This window comes from Pseudomonas sp. GWSMS-1, assembly GCF_049847425.1.
Classification (GTDB): Bacteria; Pseudomonadota; Gammaproteobacteria; order Pseudomonadales; family Pseudomonadaceae; genus Aquipseudomonas.
Genome location: NZ_JBMHHV010000005.1, coordinates 1,781,879 through 1,795,044, shown reverse-complemented (window position 1 = coordinate 1,795,044; position 13,166 = coordinate 1,781,879). Strand labels below are relative to the sequence as shown.

8 protein-coding genes and 3 pseudogenes are annotated in these 13,166 nt (G+C 61.3%); 4 read left to right on the top strand and 7 right to left on the bottom strand.

The features are described from left to right. Positions 1 to 90: 90 nt before the first annotated feature. Both ACEPAJ_RS11895 and ACEPAJ_RS11890 read left to right on the top strand, forming a co-directional pair. Positions 91 to 1,188 (top strand): annotated as a pseudogene (locus tag ACEPAJ_RS11895) (methyl-accepting chemotaxis protein); the annotation flags it as partial. Further along, positions 1,165 to 2,046: a methyl-accepting chemotaxis protein gene (locus ACEPAJ_RS11890; protein WP_425918019.1), complete on the top strand. Its 882-nt coding sequence runs from the start codon at positions 1,165 to 1,167 to the stop codon at positions 2,044 to 2,046. The pseudogene ACEPAJ_RS11895 and the gene ACEPAJ_RS11890, both read left to right, overlap by 24 nt. A 47-nt stretch (positions 2,047 to 2,093) precedes the next feature. Here ACEPAJ_RS11890 and ACEPAJ_RS11885 read toward each other — a convergent pair whose 3' ends face one another. From ACEPAJ_RS11885 to ACEPAJ_RS11855, 7 genes and pseudogenes are all read right to left on the bottom strand, one after another. After that, positions 2,094 to 3,158, bottom strand: a complete 1,065-nt coding sequence (locus ACEPAJ_RS11885; protein WP_425914995.1) for a metal-dependent hydrolase — start codon at positions 3,156 to 3,158, stop codon at positions 2,094 to 2,096. A 153-nt stretch (positions 3,159 to 3,311) separates the two neighbouring features. Further along, positions 3,312 to 4,016 carry a methyl-accepting chemotaxis protein gene (locus tag ACEPAJ_RS11880; protein ID WP_425918017.1) on the bottom strand — a complete coding sequence of 235 codons (705 nt, stop codon included), beginning with the start codon at positions 4,014 to 4,016 and terminating at the stop codon, positions 3,312 to 3,314. Positions 4,017 to 4,433: 417 nt separating this feature from the next. Further along, a pseudogene (locus tag ACEPAJ_RS11875) lies at positions 4,434 to 4,949 on the bottom strand (MCP four helix bundle domain-containing protein); the annotation flags it as partial. Positions 4,950 to 5,317: 368 nt separating this feature from the next. Then, a complete protein-coding gene (mapR, locus tag ACEPAJ_RS11870; RefSeq protein WP_425914994.1) occupies positions 5,318 to 6,727 on the bottom strand; it encodes a GntR family transcriptional regulator MpaR in 1,410 nt (469 codons plus the stop codon). Between the two features lie 64 nt (positions 6,728 to 6,791). Further along, positions 6,792 to 8,206, bottom strand: a pseudogene (ccoG, locus tag ACEPAJ_RS11865) (cytochrome c oxidase accessory protein CcoG). Positions 8,207 to 8,403: 197 nt separating this feature from the next. Next, positions 8,404 to 9,738, bottom strand: a complete 1,335-nt coding sequence (locus tag ACEPAJ_RS11860; protein ID WP_425914993.1) for an ATP-binding protein — start codon at positions 9,736 to 9,738, stop codon at positions 8,404 to 8,406. Then, complete coding sequence (locus tag ACEPAJ_RS11855) at positions 9,735 to 10,418, bottom strand: response regulator (protein ID WP_425914992.1); 684 nt, start codon at positions 10,416 to 10,418, stop codon at positions 9,735 to 9,737. Before ACEPAJ_RS11855 ends, ACEPAJ_RS11860 begins: the two co-directional genes overlap by 4 nt. A 176-nt stretch (positions 10,419 to 10,594) precedes the next feature. On the opposite strand from ACEPAJ_RS11855, the gene dsbD reads away from it, so the two are divergent. Together dsbD and ACEPAJ_RS11845 are read left to right on the top strand one after the other, a co-directional pair. Then, the gene (gene dsbD, locus ACEPAJ_RS11850; protein ID WP_425914991.1) at positions 10,595 to 12,355 is read left to right on the top strand and encodes a protein-disulfide reductase DsbD; all 1,761 of its coding nucleotides are present in this window, start codon (positions 10,595 to 10,597) and stop codon (positions 12,353 to 12,355) included. Then, positions 12,355 to 13,164, top strand: coding sequence for a TlpA family protein disulfide reductase (locus ACEPAJ_RS11845; RefSeq protein WP_425914990.1), 810 nt, complete (start codon positions 12,355 to 12,357; stop codon positions 13,162 to 13,164). Before dsbD ends, ACEPAJ_RS11845 begins: the two co-directional genes overlap by 1 nt. Positions 13,165 to 13,166: the final 2 nt, after the last annotated feature.

The window sequence follows — 13,166 nt, the reverse complement described above, 5'->3', positions numbered from 1 at the left end:
GAGCTAAGCTGCTAGCTGGTGTGCATGTGCTAGCCAGTACCGTCATTGCCATGTCGGGCTGCACTCGATAATAAAAACGGAGCTGTCGTTATGTCTTCTTCTGCCCCCCGCCTGTTGGCCGATTTGTCTGTCAGTAAAAAGCTTATGAGTGGCTTCGGCCTGGTGCTGTTGCTCACGGTTGCCGTGACGGGCAGTGGCTTTCTGGCGGTGCAAGCCGTGCTGGAAGGGCATGCCAGCACCAGTGGGCTGTCGACAATCGATGCCGAGGTGCTGCAGGCGCGCCGCGCCGAGCGTGATTTTGCCCTGCGCCAGAGCAGCGAGGCGGCCGCTCAGATGCATGCGCAGTTGGACCGTGCTAGCGCGGCATTGGCTCAGCAACTGGCAGGCGCTGCCAGTGCTGACCAAGCGGGCTTGAACGACATGCAGCAGGCCCTCGATGGCTATCGCCAGCAGTTCGATCGTTTTGTTGAGCAGCAAAATAATGCCCGCACGGCACGTACACAGATGCGTGAGGCGGCGGGTGAGGCGCGCGATCAGTTCGATGTGATTGAGCTGGATATGTATGACGCCGTGCGTGAATTACGCCTGGAGGGCGACAAGCTGCGTGGCAGCGATCCGCTGACCCTGGCGGAAACCGCTTCGGGCCTGAGCAAGCGCATGCTCGACCTGCGCGGTTATGAAAGCCAGTACATCATCGAGGGTTCAAGCGAAGCCTTAGATGAGTGGACCTACATCAACGATGACCTGCAAAGCGTGGCGCGCAGCCTGATGGTCTGGCTGGATGACGACCAGAAGCGTTCAATCGAGACCGCCTTGCAAGCCCTGACGCTCTACCAGCAGGCATTTACCAATTACCGCCAGGTGCGCGAACAGAGTCAGCAGAGTGAAGCGCAGATGCTTGAGCAGGCCCGCGCGTTGCTCGCGCTGGTGGAACAAAGCAAAGCGCAGCAAGAGCAAGCCATGGCCGCAGACAGTCGTCAGGCCTTAATGATGCTCGGCGCCATGGGCATTGCAGCGGTGATCCTGGGCATGCTGGCGGCGCTGGTTATTTCCCGTTTGATTGTCGCGCCGTTGCAGCAAACCGTGCTGTTTGCCCAGCGTATTGCCGCCGGCGATCTGAGCCACGACCTGCCTGAAGATCGACGTGATGAACCCGGCCAGCTGATGGCCGCAATGCAGGTGATGAGCGTCAGCCTGCGTACCCTGGTTGGGCGTATTGGCGGTGGCGTGAGCCAGATTGCCGCCGCCGCCGAGCAGCTCTCGGCGATTACGGCACAAACCAGTGCCGGCGTGCTGAGCCAAAAAATGGAAACCGAACAAACCGCCACCGCCATGCACCAAATGGCCGCCACCGTGCAGGAAGTGGCGCACAACGCCGAGCAAGCGTCGCTGGCCGCCCGCGTGGCCGACAACGAAGCGCAGCAGGGTAATCAGGTGGTGCAGCAAACGGTCAGTCAGATCGGCCAACTGGCCACTGAGGTGGAAGAGTCCGCCGAAGCCATTGCGGCGTTGAACCAGGAGAGCGCGCGCATCGGCGGCGTGTTGGAAGTGATCCGCAACGTGGCCGAGCAGACTAACCTGCTCGCGCTAAATGCGGCCATCGAGGCCGCGCGGGCTGGCGAACAGGGCCGTGGCTTTGCCGTGGTCGCCGATGAAGTGCGCGCGCTGGCCAAGCGTGCGCAGGACTCCACCGAGGAAATCGAAGGCCTTATCGTCAGCCTGCAGCAACTGGCCAAGGGCGCCGTGGAGAAAATGGACAGCAGCCGCACCTTGACCCAACGCACGGTGACCCTTGCGGGTGAGGCGGGGGATGCGCTGGGGCGGATCACCCAGGCGGTGAGCACCATCGAACAGATGAACCAGCAAATTGCTGCCGCCGCCGAAGAGCAGAGTGCGGTGGCCGAGACCATCAGTGAAAGCGTCACGCGGGTGCGCGATATCGGCGAGCAAAGCGCCAGCGCCAGCCAGCAAACTGCTGCCTCCAGCGCTGAGCTGGCGCGCCTGGGCGTTGAACTGCAGGGCCTGGTGGCGCAGTTCCGCAGCTGAGTGGGCGGTTCTTAGGCTGGTGTCACACAGTGCCTGCGCAATAGGCGCTATTGGCCGTCGCGGCGCGCCAGCGGTGTTCTGCGCAGCTCGTCGGCCCAGGCCAGCAGTGGCACTTGCACCGAAGGTTGCCAGGTACGTGCCCACAGCAGTTTTAGCCGCGATAAATCGCCACGTTCAGTTGGCAGGTGCTGAATCTCGTCAGCGACGCGCCATTGACCGTTTTCCCGATTAGCGAAGGCGAAGCGGAACGGGTGAAAGCCAGTCATGCCCAGGCGAATATCGGTGACCACCAGCTGTTCGCCCAACTGGTCGTAACGCAGTACGCCATTGGTAAACCAGGCGAGGCGCGCATGCGCCGGCGAGTCGGCCAGCGCGGCTGCCAGGTGCGTGCCACGGGGAATGCGCTGCAGTTGCGGTGGGGCAGCGTCGAACCAGCTGACCAACGCCTCATGGTAATCCTCACCGTCCAGCACAATCACCCGCCACAACAGGCTGTTGAACGGTGTCGGCGTGCTGAACAACTGCTGCGCCTGTATGCCTTGGCGCGCCAGTTCGGCTTCTACGCGTTGTTCGGCCATGTATTTGCCGCCCAAGGTCGAGGTCAGGTACAGCGATGAAACCAGCAACGCCAGTACCGGGGCTTTGGCTGCTTTGTCGCGTAAGCCAAACAGCAGCCCCAGCGCTACGGCAATCAGCAGCGGCACGGTGTAGAGCGGGTCGATGATAAAGATGCTCGACCACGCCGTAGGGATCGGCGTTAGCGGCCAGAATAATTGCGTGCCATAGCTGGTGAAACTGTCGAGCAGCGGGTGGGTAATCAACACCAGCCATATCGTTAGAAACAGCCGTTGTGATGAGTAACCGGGGTTATGCCGAAAGCGCCGCATCAGCCAGGTCAGCAGCAGGGCCACACCGGTGAGGACAAACAGCGAGTGGCTGAAGCCCCGGTGGTACGTCATGTCGGCCACGGCGTCGCCGTAATCAATCACTACATCCAGATCTGGCAGGGTGCCGAGCATGGCGCCATACAGCAGCGCCTTGCGGCCTTGCCAGCGGCCGAGCAGTGCGCCCTGAATACTGGCGCCAAGTACCGCCTGGGTTATCGAGTCCATGACTGATGCCTGAATTAAACAGAGGGGTAAATTAGCCGACTGACCTGATTTTGGCTGCGGCTAATGTTCAAGCAAAGGTTTCAGCTGCGCTGCAGCCAGGTATTAAAGGGCCAGGCCAATGTGCCTGCCCTGGCGGCCCAGATAGAGCAGGTGCTACAGCTTGAAAAAGCTGACCTTGTCGGTCAGGCGGTTCGCCAAGGTGGTCAGTTCACGGCTGGACGCTGCCACTTGCTCGGAGCCGGCTGAGGTTTCCAGGGTGGCGTTGTGGATGCGGTTGATGTTCTGGTTGACCTCTTCGGTCACCGCGCTTTGCTCTTCCGAGGCACTGGCGATCTGCGCGTTCATGTCGTTGATGGCCGTAACTTCACTGCGGATTTTGTTCAGCGCGGTTTCCGCCTGGCCGGTTTGCTCGACGGTTTGCTGCGCCAGTTGGCGGCTGTTGCGCATCACCTCGGCGGCCTTGCCGGCACCTTCCTGCAGCTTGCCGATCATGCCGCGGATTTCCCGCGTGGAGTCCTGAGTACGGGTTGCCAGGGAGCGGACCTCATCGGCCACCACGGCAAAGCCGCGGCCATGTTCGCCGGCCCGTGCGGCTTCAATGGCTGCGTTCAGGGCGAGGAGGTTGGTCTGCTCGGCGATGGCGGTGATCACCTCGATGATTTTCTCGATGTTTTCGCTGTCGCTGGAGACCTGCTGCACACTTTCAGCGGCGCTCTCCAGGGTGCGTGCCAGGTTCTGAATGGCAGTCGCTGTGGCGCTGACCACCTGATTGCCTGTGGCCACCTCACTGTCAGCGTTGCGTGTGGCCGATGCGGCGCTGGCTGCATAGTTGGCCACTTCATTGACGGTTGCTGCCATTTGATTAATGGCGGTGGCCATCTGTTCGGCCTCGCTGGACTGCAAGCGGATCTGCTGGTTGTTGCTGTCGGAGATGGTGAGCAGTTGGTCTGAGGCCAGGGTCAGCTCACGGGCGGCGCTGCGCACTTGGGTGATGGTCTCAGCCAGGTGTTTGACCGTGTCCTGCAAGGCCCCCATGACGCTCTCCGGATAACGGGTCTGGATGCGCTGGTTAAGTTCACCATTAGCCAGGCGCTGAATTGCCTGGGCGACCTCATAGGGCTCGGCACCGAGGGTAGATTTCAGTTTGTTGATGATGATCAGTGACACGCCAATGCTCAGCAGCACAGCGGCGGCAGTGATCAGCAGAATCAACATTTGAAAGCCGCCAGCGGTCTCGCGTACCGCGCCAATATCATTGCCGATGACTTGTTCCTGATAATCGATATAGGCGTTGATGCGCTTGAGCCATTCCTTATAAGCCGGCGAGGCTTGCTCCATCAGTAGGCTTTTAGCTGCGTCCGTATCTCCTCGACTGCGCAGGCTGATCAGTTTGTCGGTCAAGGTCAGGGTGCTGCGCTCAATAGCCTGAATATCGCTCAAAAGGCGCTGCCCTGTAGCTGTTGGCGGTTGCTCCCGCTGCAGGTTATCCATGGACCGGGCGGACTCCTGGTAGAAGTCCTTGAGGCGTTGAATCTCTGACAGTTGGCGATTCAGTGCGGCGTCGTTATCCACCAATACTGCATCGCGTATCGCAATGGCGCGGTCATGCACGCTTCCACGGAAGTTAATGGCATAGCGCTGCTTAAGCGAAGCCCCTTCACTCACCGACGTGAGGGTCTCGTCGATAAAGCCAACACGCTGCACACCGATCAGGGTAACCAGGATCATTAGCGACAGAATCAAGCCAAACCCGAGGCTCAGGCGTTGCGCAATGCTCAGTTGTGATTGCATGAAGTCAATTCCTCTTGCCCTGTAGGGCGGCGACGGTGTGTTGCGATTTGAAAAGAAGGGCTATACCAGCTGAATCTTTGAGTTGTGCAAATCTTATACATGAATATTTATTTGTACAATTATGTTTTGCGGTGTGATGAGGGTGAATGCCGTAATTATCCTGAGCATCCACCCACGCAGAACAGCGTAAATCCTTAATAATTAGGTTTGCGCTGTTATGTAGACGATGTGGTGGCGGCTTTGGTGGCACAGGCGATGCGCGCTGTAACCTGTACCTGGGTTGTACAAGTTACAGCGCTAGGTAGAAACGCCCGCACGTTGCCAAATCAAGGGGCTAGTGGCGTATCAATTGGCCTGCTGGCCGGGGATTAGAAGGAGTTGATGATGCGCCCGAGCACGATCATGGCGTCTTCGCTCTGCGCATTCCACGGATGGCCGTAGTTGAGGCGGGCGCAGTTGCCGAAGCGTCGGGTGGCCGAGAAAATCGGCCCCGGGGCCAGGCTAATGCCCTGGGCCAGGGCTAATTGAAACAGGCGCAATGCGTCGACCTGTTCGGGGAACTCGAACCAGAGAAAGTAGCCACCGCTGGGCCGGGTGACTTTACTGCTGGCGGGGAAGTGCCGCGCTGCTGAGGCCAGCATCGAGGCTTGTTGCGCTTCCAGGGCATGGCGCAGCTTGCGCAGGTGGCGGTCATAACCGCCGTGTTGCAGGTAATCCGCCAGCGCAGCTTGGGCCGGTACAGACGGTGAGATGGTGGTCATCAGTTTGAGCCGGCTGATTTGCTCGGCATAACGCCCACCGGCCACCCAGCCGACCCGGTAACCGGGCGCCAGGCACTTGGAAAACGAGCCGCAGTGCATCACCAGGCCTTCGCGGTCGAAACTCTTGACCGGCTTGGGCGGCTGGCTGCCGAAGTACAGCTCGGCGTACACGTCGTCCTCAATCAATGGCACCTGATGGCGTTGCAGCAGCTCATATAAACCGCGCTTCTTGTCGTCACTCATGCTCGCGCCCAGCGGGTTCTGCAGGCTGCTCATAAACCAGCACGCCTTGATCGGCAGGCTGCTCAAGCGCTCGGCCAATACGTCCAGGTCGATACCCTCGCGCGGGTGGACTGGAATTTCCACGGCCTTGAGTTTCAAACGTTCCAGCACCTGCAACGTGGCGTAAAACGCCGGAGCCTCAATCGCCACCAGATCGCCGGGTTGGGTCACCGTTTGCAGGCACAGGTTCAGCGCCTCCATGGCGCCGCTGGTGATCACCAGTTCCTCCAATGGCAACATCACGCCGCTGACCATATAACGCAGGGCAATCTGCCGGCGCAGGTTGGGGTTGCCCTCGGTCATATCGGCGATCACCGCGTGCGGTGACAGGTCGCGTATGGCATGGGCCATGGAGCGGGCCAGGCGTGGCAGAGGGAACAGGTCGGGGCTGGGGAAGGCCGAGCCGAACGGCACGGTGTCGGGGTCTTTCAGCGAAGCCAGCACCGAAAACACCAGTTCGCTGACGTCCACCTCGGTGGTTTGCGTCGGCTGTTGGCTGGTTTCGGGTTCGGCCAGCGAATGCCGCGCCAGTTCTCTAACGAAATAGCCGGAGCGCGCCCGGGCCTGAATCAGGCCACGGTCTTCCAGCAGGTAATAAGCCTGGAACACCGTGGACGGGCTGACCCCGTAGGTGCGGCTGGCGTGGCGCACTGACGGCACTTTTTCACCAGGGGCGAGCACGCCAGTGCGGATCAGTTCGGCAATCTGGTCGGCAAATTTCTCGTAGCGTTTCATCGTGTCCGTCGGTGCGCTCAGCAGGACAGCGCACTCTACGGGGAGTTGCTTTGCCATGCGACTGTCAGCGTCCACGTGGCGAGAGAAAAATGCTCTGCGTTTGCGCCTGCTCGCTGGCATCGGCCAGGTTATGGATCACAAACCTCACCGGCATCGTGCTGGCGCTGGCCGTTTCGCTCTCCAGCACCAGGGTTACGGGCACATCGAGAATTTCCCCAGGGTTCAACTGCAACTGTTGCGGTGCATCCAGGCGCAGGCCGGGGCTGTCGCGTAACGCCAGGGCATACTGCTGCGGTTGCTGAGTCTTGTTTATGACCTTGAGCAGGTAGGTGTTCTCGATCTGCCCCAGCTGGTTTTCACGGAACATGCTGCGGTCCTTGGCCGAGTCGATGGACAACATCGAGCGTGCGCTCAGCGCCCAGGCGAACGCTGCGAGCATCAACACCAGGGCGATGCTGTAGCCGATCAGCCGTGGCCGCAGCCAGTGGGTTTTACCCCCTGCAATTGGCGCTCGGAGTGATAGCCGACCAGCCCGCGGGCGTAGCCCATTTTGTCCATGACCCCGTCGCAGGCATCGATACAGGCGCCGCAGCTGATGCAGTCGATCTGCAGGCCATCGCGGATATCGATCCCGGTCGGGCACACCTGCACGCACATAGTGCAGTCGATGCAGTCACCCAGGCCTTCGGCCTTGTGGTCGCTTTCCTTTTTACGGGGGCCACGGCCTTCGCCGCGCTTGGCGTCGTAGGCCACCAGCAAGGTGTCATCGTCAAACATCGCACTCTGGAAGCGCGAATACGGGCACATGTGCACGCAGACCTTCTCGCGCAGCCAGCCAGCGTTGAGGTAGGTGGCGGCCATAAAGAACAGCACCCACACAAGCGTGCCGCCGTCCAGTTGCAGGCGCAGCAGGTCGCTGGTGAGTTCGCGGATCGGCGTGAAGTAGCCAATAAAGGTCAGCGCTGTGAGTAGGCTGACACCCAGCCAAATGCTGTGTTTAGCACTGCGCCGCAGCAGCTTGTTCAGCGACCAGGGCGCGGCATCCAGCTTGATGCGCTGATTACGCTCGCCCTCGGTGATTCTCTCGGCCCACATAAACACCCAGGTCCACACACTCTGCGGGCAGGTGTAACCACACCACACGCGCCCAGCCACCACGGTGATGGTGAACAGGCCAAAGGCGGCGATGATCAGCAGCGCCGACAGCAGGGTGAAATCCTGCGGCCAGAAGGTCGCGCCGAAGATGTAGTAACGGTGTTCGGCGAGGTTCCACAGCACCGCTTGACGGCCGTCCCAGTCGAGCCATGCAGTGCCGAAGAAAATCAGAAACAACAGGCCCGCACCGTACAGACGCAGGTTGCGGTAAAGGCCCGTGAAGCTGCGGGTGTGGATCGGGCCACCGGCCTGCGAAGGCGTCAGGTGGATGGGCTTGCTCGGATCGATAGTCTCGATGATCTGCGCGGGAATACGTTCGCTCATTGCGGGCCTCGTGGGCTTTATCAGGCGGGGCGAATGATGCGACTGGAGCTGATCCGATAACAGACTCAGGTTTTCAAATAAAAAGCGGATCAGATGGCCGGGTAGGCCATGTGACGGTGAGTGGTGGCTGACTTAGAAAGCGTTGGCGACCACCAGCCGCCTTTATGCGCTACGGTCGCGCTGCTCAGGCGGGCCTGCTAAAGCGGCTCACTGGCGGATCGGCTCGGCAGCACTAAGTCCACCCGCAGGCCATTGGCGCTGCTGACAAACTCAAGCGCGCCACCGCAGCGCTGAACGATGGCGTTGACGATGGAAAGGCCGAGGCCGCTGCCGTCACCGGCTGAGTTGCGCCAGAAGCGCTCGGTTAGCTGGGGCAGCTTTTCGGCGGCCACGCCAGGCCCGGCGTCTTGCACGCTAAAGCACAGGTGCTCCCCACGCGATTGCACACTCAAACTCACGGCCGCATCGGCTGAGTTATGCCGTTGGGCGTTGTCCAGCAGGTTGCGCAGCGCGGCAATGGCCAGGGTCGGTGGCATTGCCAGGAGGCGCTGGGCACTGGCATCGAGCAGGTGCAGTTCGATAGGCCGGCTGTCCGGTTGCTGAGCATCACTGATGGCCATGTGGGCCACTTGCGCAGCGCTGTATTGCAGGGGCTCGTCAAATGGCAGGCGGCCTTCCACCCGGGCCAGTAGCAGCAGTTGTTCCAGGGTCTGGTGCAGGCGGTCAGTGCCGGCTTCGGCATGGGCCAAGGCCTGACGAGCAATCGCGCCTTCAGTCATGCTGGCCACTTGCAGGTGGGTTTTGATCGCCGTCAGCGGGCTACGCAACTCATGGGCCGCGTCATCAGTCAGCCGGCGTTCGCGCTCAATCGCCTGGCCAATGCGTTGAAACAGCTGATTCTGGGTGGCCACCAGCGGTTGCAGCTCTTGCGGCAGGCCGTCGACATGCAGCGGTTCGATGCTGTCGGCGCTGCGTTCGGCCAGCGCCTGGCGAATGCGCCGCAAGGGCGATAACTCGCGGCTTAGGCCAACCCATAGCACCAGTAAACTGCCGAGCAAGGCGAGCACTACAGGCGCAGCAGCTGCCAGCAAAATCGAGTGGTTGAGGGTGTCGCGCTCGTCCAAGCGGTCTGCTGTGGTTACGCGCATGTCACCTTCAATCAAGGTGAAGGTGCGCCAAGTGATGCCGTCAATGTTGCGCTCATGGAAGCCTTTTTCATCCACGCCCAGGGCGCTGCCTGGCGCGGCGCGGCTGCTGGCGAGAATCTCGCCGCGCACCGAACTGATCTGGCAGGCAATGCCTTCCGGCATCCCCAGCTGTTCGGTACTCAGCGGCGCACTGCCTTCGGTTTGCTGCAATTGCGGCAGTTGCAGGAGCAAGCCCGAGACCATCCGCGCCGAAGACGCCAGGCGTTGGTCGAGGGTCAACATCAGCTGGTTGCGCAGGTCGAACAGCATCCACACGGCGGCCAGCGACCAGAGCAGCACAAAGGCAGAGCCGAGAATCAGGCTAAGGCGCAAGCGTAGGCTCATGGCGTGTGTTCCTCGTTGTGGCCGGCGGGGCCGAGGCGGTAACCCAGGCCGCGCACCGTCTCTACGATGGCGCTGCCTAACTTGCGCCGCAAATGGTGAATATGCACGTTGAGGGCATTGCTCTCGACCTCGTCGTCAAGGCCGTAGACCGCATCCTTAAGCTGTTCGCCACTGAGCACCCGACGAGGATTGTGCAGCAGCGCTTGCAGCAGTTCTTGCTCGCGGCGCGACAGGTCGATTGGCTGCCCATGCAAAAAAGCCTGGCAGGCCACCGGGTCGTAGCGCAGCGGACCGTGTTCGACCAGTGAGCTGGCGCGCCCAGCGGCGCGGCGTAGCAGGGCATGCAAGCGGGCGGCAAGTTCACGTAAATCGAACGGTTTGACCAAATAGTCGTCCGCCCCCTCCTGCAGGCCAGACACCCGGTCGGCTACTGAATCGCGGGCTGTCAGCAGCAACACTGGTATGGCCACGCCGCGCTGGCGCAGGCGCCGCAGCAGGCTCAAACCGTCTTCATCCGGCAGGCCCAGATCCAGCACCCAGGCATCGAACTGCAGCGTGCGCAGCAGGGCTTCAGCTTCAGCGGCGCTGGCCGCATGCATAACGCGAAAGCCCTGGGCGGTGAGCCCGGCGACAACGCCGCTAGCAATCAGGGCATTGTCTTCAGTTAGCAATATGTTCATGACGCCGATCCGTGGAGGGGAGGTGAAGTATCCATCAGCAGGATTAAGTCAGGGTTATAGCGGGGCCACGAATGATAACGGGCTGTGGGTATTTACGCGGATTAACCCGAGTTTAATCCTGACTTAACCGCCAACTGCGATGCTCGGCATCTGATTATTTGTCGGTGTGGTTTTGCATGCGTTCTTTTCTGCTGTTTTCGCTGTTCTGGGCTTGGCTGCTGCAGCCCCTCCAGGCCGCCAGTTTTACCGCCAATCCGCTGCAGGCGGGCAACACCCAGCAGGCCGAGTTTCTCCCCGTTGAGCAGGCATTCAACTTTCGCGTCGAGCGTCAGGCCAGTGGTGAAACCCGGCTGCGTTGGGATATTGCCCCCGGCTACTACCTCTATCAGCAACGCTTGCAGTTCAGCGGCTTGCCGGCAGATGCCGCCCCAGAGCTGCCTGCAGGCTTGCCTTATAGCGATGAGTTCTTCGGTGATTCGCAGATTTATCGCGAGCGCTTAACGCTGACGCTCCCCGCGGGGCTTGCCGGCAGCATTCAGGTTGGCTGGCAAGGCTGCGCCGATGCCGGGTTGTGCTACCCACCGCAGACCCAGCAGGTTGATTTGTTGAGCGCCGGCGCGCCGAGCGAACCGGGCACCAACCTGGCTGAGGACCAAACCCTGGCCGGTGGTTTGCAAAACCAACACCTGATGTTGAACGTATTGCTGTTCTTTGGTCTGGGTTTGTTGCTGGCCTTTGCCCCATGTTCCTTGCCAATGCTGCCGATTCTGGCGGGCATTGTGGTGGGCAGCGGGGCCTCGCCACGGCGCGGCTGGTCACTGGCGGCCAGCTATGTGGTGAGCATGGCACTGGTGTATTCCGTGCTGGGCGTGGTCGCTGCGTTGCTGGGCGCTAACCTGCAGGGGCTGCTGCAACAGCCCTGGTTGCTGGCCAGCTTCGCCGCGCTGTTTGTGCTGCTGGCCTTGCCGATGTTCGGGCTGTTTGAGCTGCAGTTGCCCGCGGCCCTGCGTGACCGCTTAGCGCATGCGGGGCGCAAGCAACAAGGCGGCAGCCTGGTCGGTGCGGGCATGCTCGGTGTGTTCTCCGGCCTGCTGGTGGGGCCTTGCATGACCGCACCGCTGGCCGCCGCGCTGCTGTATATCGGGCAAAGTGGCGACGCGCTGCACGGCGGCCTGGTGTTGTTTGCATTAGGCCTGGGCATTGGCACGCCGCTGGTGTTGTTGGTGACGCTCGGTAATCGCTTCTTGCCAAAACCCGGCGCGTGGATGAATCGGGTCAAGGTGCTGTTCGGCTTTCTGTTTCTACTCGCCGCGCTTTTGGTGATCCGCCCGCTGCTTGCGGAGCCGACCTGGCTGGGTTTGTGGGGCGCGCTATTAATTGTGCTGGCCAGTACGTTGCTGCATCTGTCGCGGCAAGTGCTGCAACACGCCAGCGTGGCCAAGGCGATTGGCGCGTTACTGGGTATTTGGGGCATGGCGATGGTGCTGGGGGCCGCCGGGGGTGCCAGCGATCCGCTGCAGCCCCTCAAGGTGTATGCCGGCACCGGCATTGCGGCGGCGTCGAATGCACAGCAGGTTATCGGCATGAACGAGCCGGCCACGCTGGAGCGTGAGCTGGCGGCGGCCAAAGCCGAGGGCCAGTGGGTGCTGATTGATTACTACGCCGACTGGTGCGTGTCGTGCAAAGTCATGGAGAAAACCGTGTTCGCTAACCCCGATGTGCAGGCCAGCCTGCAAGGCGTTCGCCTATTGCGCCCCGACGTGACTCAAAGCAACGCGGCAAGCCGTGCGTTGTTGGAACGCTTTAAAGTGCTGGGCCCGCCCACTTTGTTGTGGATCGGCCCGGACGGTGAGGAGCGCCGTTCGCAGCGCATAACGGGCGCGGTGAATGCCGAGCAGTTCTTAGATATTTGGACGACTACCCAGGAGCGCGGTTGATGCTGACGGTGAATATTGGTCCCTTGGCCCTCAGCACCGCCCACGTGCTGTTGATGATCAGCCTGCTGCTGGCGACTGTTACCGGCTGGTATGTCGGCCGGCGCAGTGCGGTCAATCCGGAAAAACAGCTGTTTCGTTTGTTGTTGGTGGCCTTGCTGGTCGCACGGCTGGCGTTTGTTGCCGTGTACCTCGAGCACTACCGCGCGCAACCCTGGCAGGCGCTGGATATCCGTGACGGTGGCTTTATCGCCTGGCCTGGCGTGTTGGCCGCGCTGTTGTTGGGTGCCTGGCAGGCCTGGCGTACCCCAGCCATCAGAACATCCTTGGCCAGCGCATTGGCCGTCGGCGTGTTCAGTTGGGGCTTGGGTAGCCTGACGTTGTATGGGCTTGAGCAGGGCACCCGGCTGCCGGCGTTGTCCTTCAGAGACAGCAACGGCGCCTCAGTGGCGCTGCACGACTACGTCGGCAAACCGCTGGTGGTCAACCTTTGGGCCACGTGGTGCCCACCGTGCCGTCGGGAAATGCCGGTGTTGGCCGAGGCGCAGCGCAACCATCCCGAACTGACCATCCTGTTCGTCAACCAAGGCGAGGGTCAGGGCGAGGTTAACCACTACCTGGCCGCCGAAGCCCTCGGTTTGGACAACGTATTGCTCGACAGCGGCGGCCGTCTGGGCCAGCACGTTGGCTCCATGGCGTTGCCCAGCACGCTGTTTTACGACGCCGAGGGTCGCCAGGTTGGTAGCCACTTGGGTGAATTGTCGCGCGCCAGCCTGGCTCGCGCGCTTGAAGTACTGAACAAGGATCAATAACC

Excerpts from the sequence above, each read along its gene's own strand:
- ACEPAJ_RS11890 (WP_425918019.1), top strand. The coding sequence starts at position 1,165 with ATGGCCGCAATGCAGGTGATGAGCGTCAGCCTGCGTACCCTGGTTGGG.
- ACEPAJ_RS11885 (WP_425914995.1), bottom strand. The coding sequence starts at position 3,158 with ATGGACTCGATAACCCAGGCGGTACTTGGCGCCAGTATTCAGGGCGCA.
- ACEPAJ_RS11880 (WP_425918017.1), bottom strand. The coding sequence starts at position 4,016 with ATGGCAGCAACCGTCAATGAAGTGGCCAACTATGCAGCCAGCGCCGCA.
- mapR (WP_425914994.1), bottom strand. The coding sequence starts at position 6,727 with ATGAAACGCTACGAGAAATTTGCCGACCAGATTGCCGAACTGATCCGC.
- ACEPAJ_RS11860 (WP_425914993.1), bottom strand. The coding sequence starts at position 9,738 with ATGAGCCTACGCTTGCGCCTTAGCCTGATTCTCGGCTCTGCCTTTGTG.
- ACEPAJ_RS11855 (WP_425914992.1), bottom strand. The coding sequence starts at position 10,418 with ATGAACATATTGCTAACTGAAGACAATGCCCTGATTGCTAGCGGCGTT.
- dsbD (WP_425914991.1), top strand. The coding sequence starts at position 10,595 with ATGCGTTCTTTTCTGCTGTTTTCGCTGTTCTGGGCTTGGCTGCTGCAG.
- ACEPAJ_RS11845 (WP_425914990.1), top strand. The coding sequence starts at position 12,355 with ATGCTGACGGTGAATATTGGTCCCTTGGCCCTCAGCACCGCCCACGTG.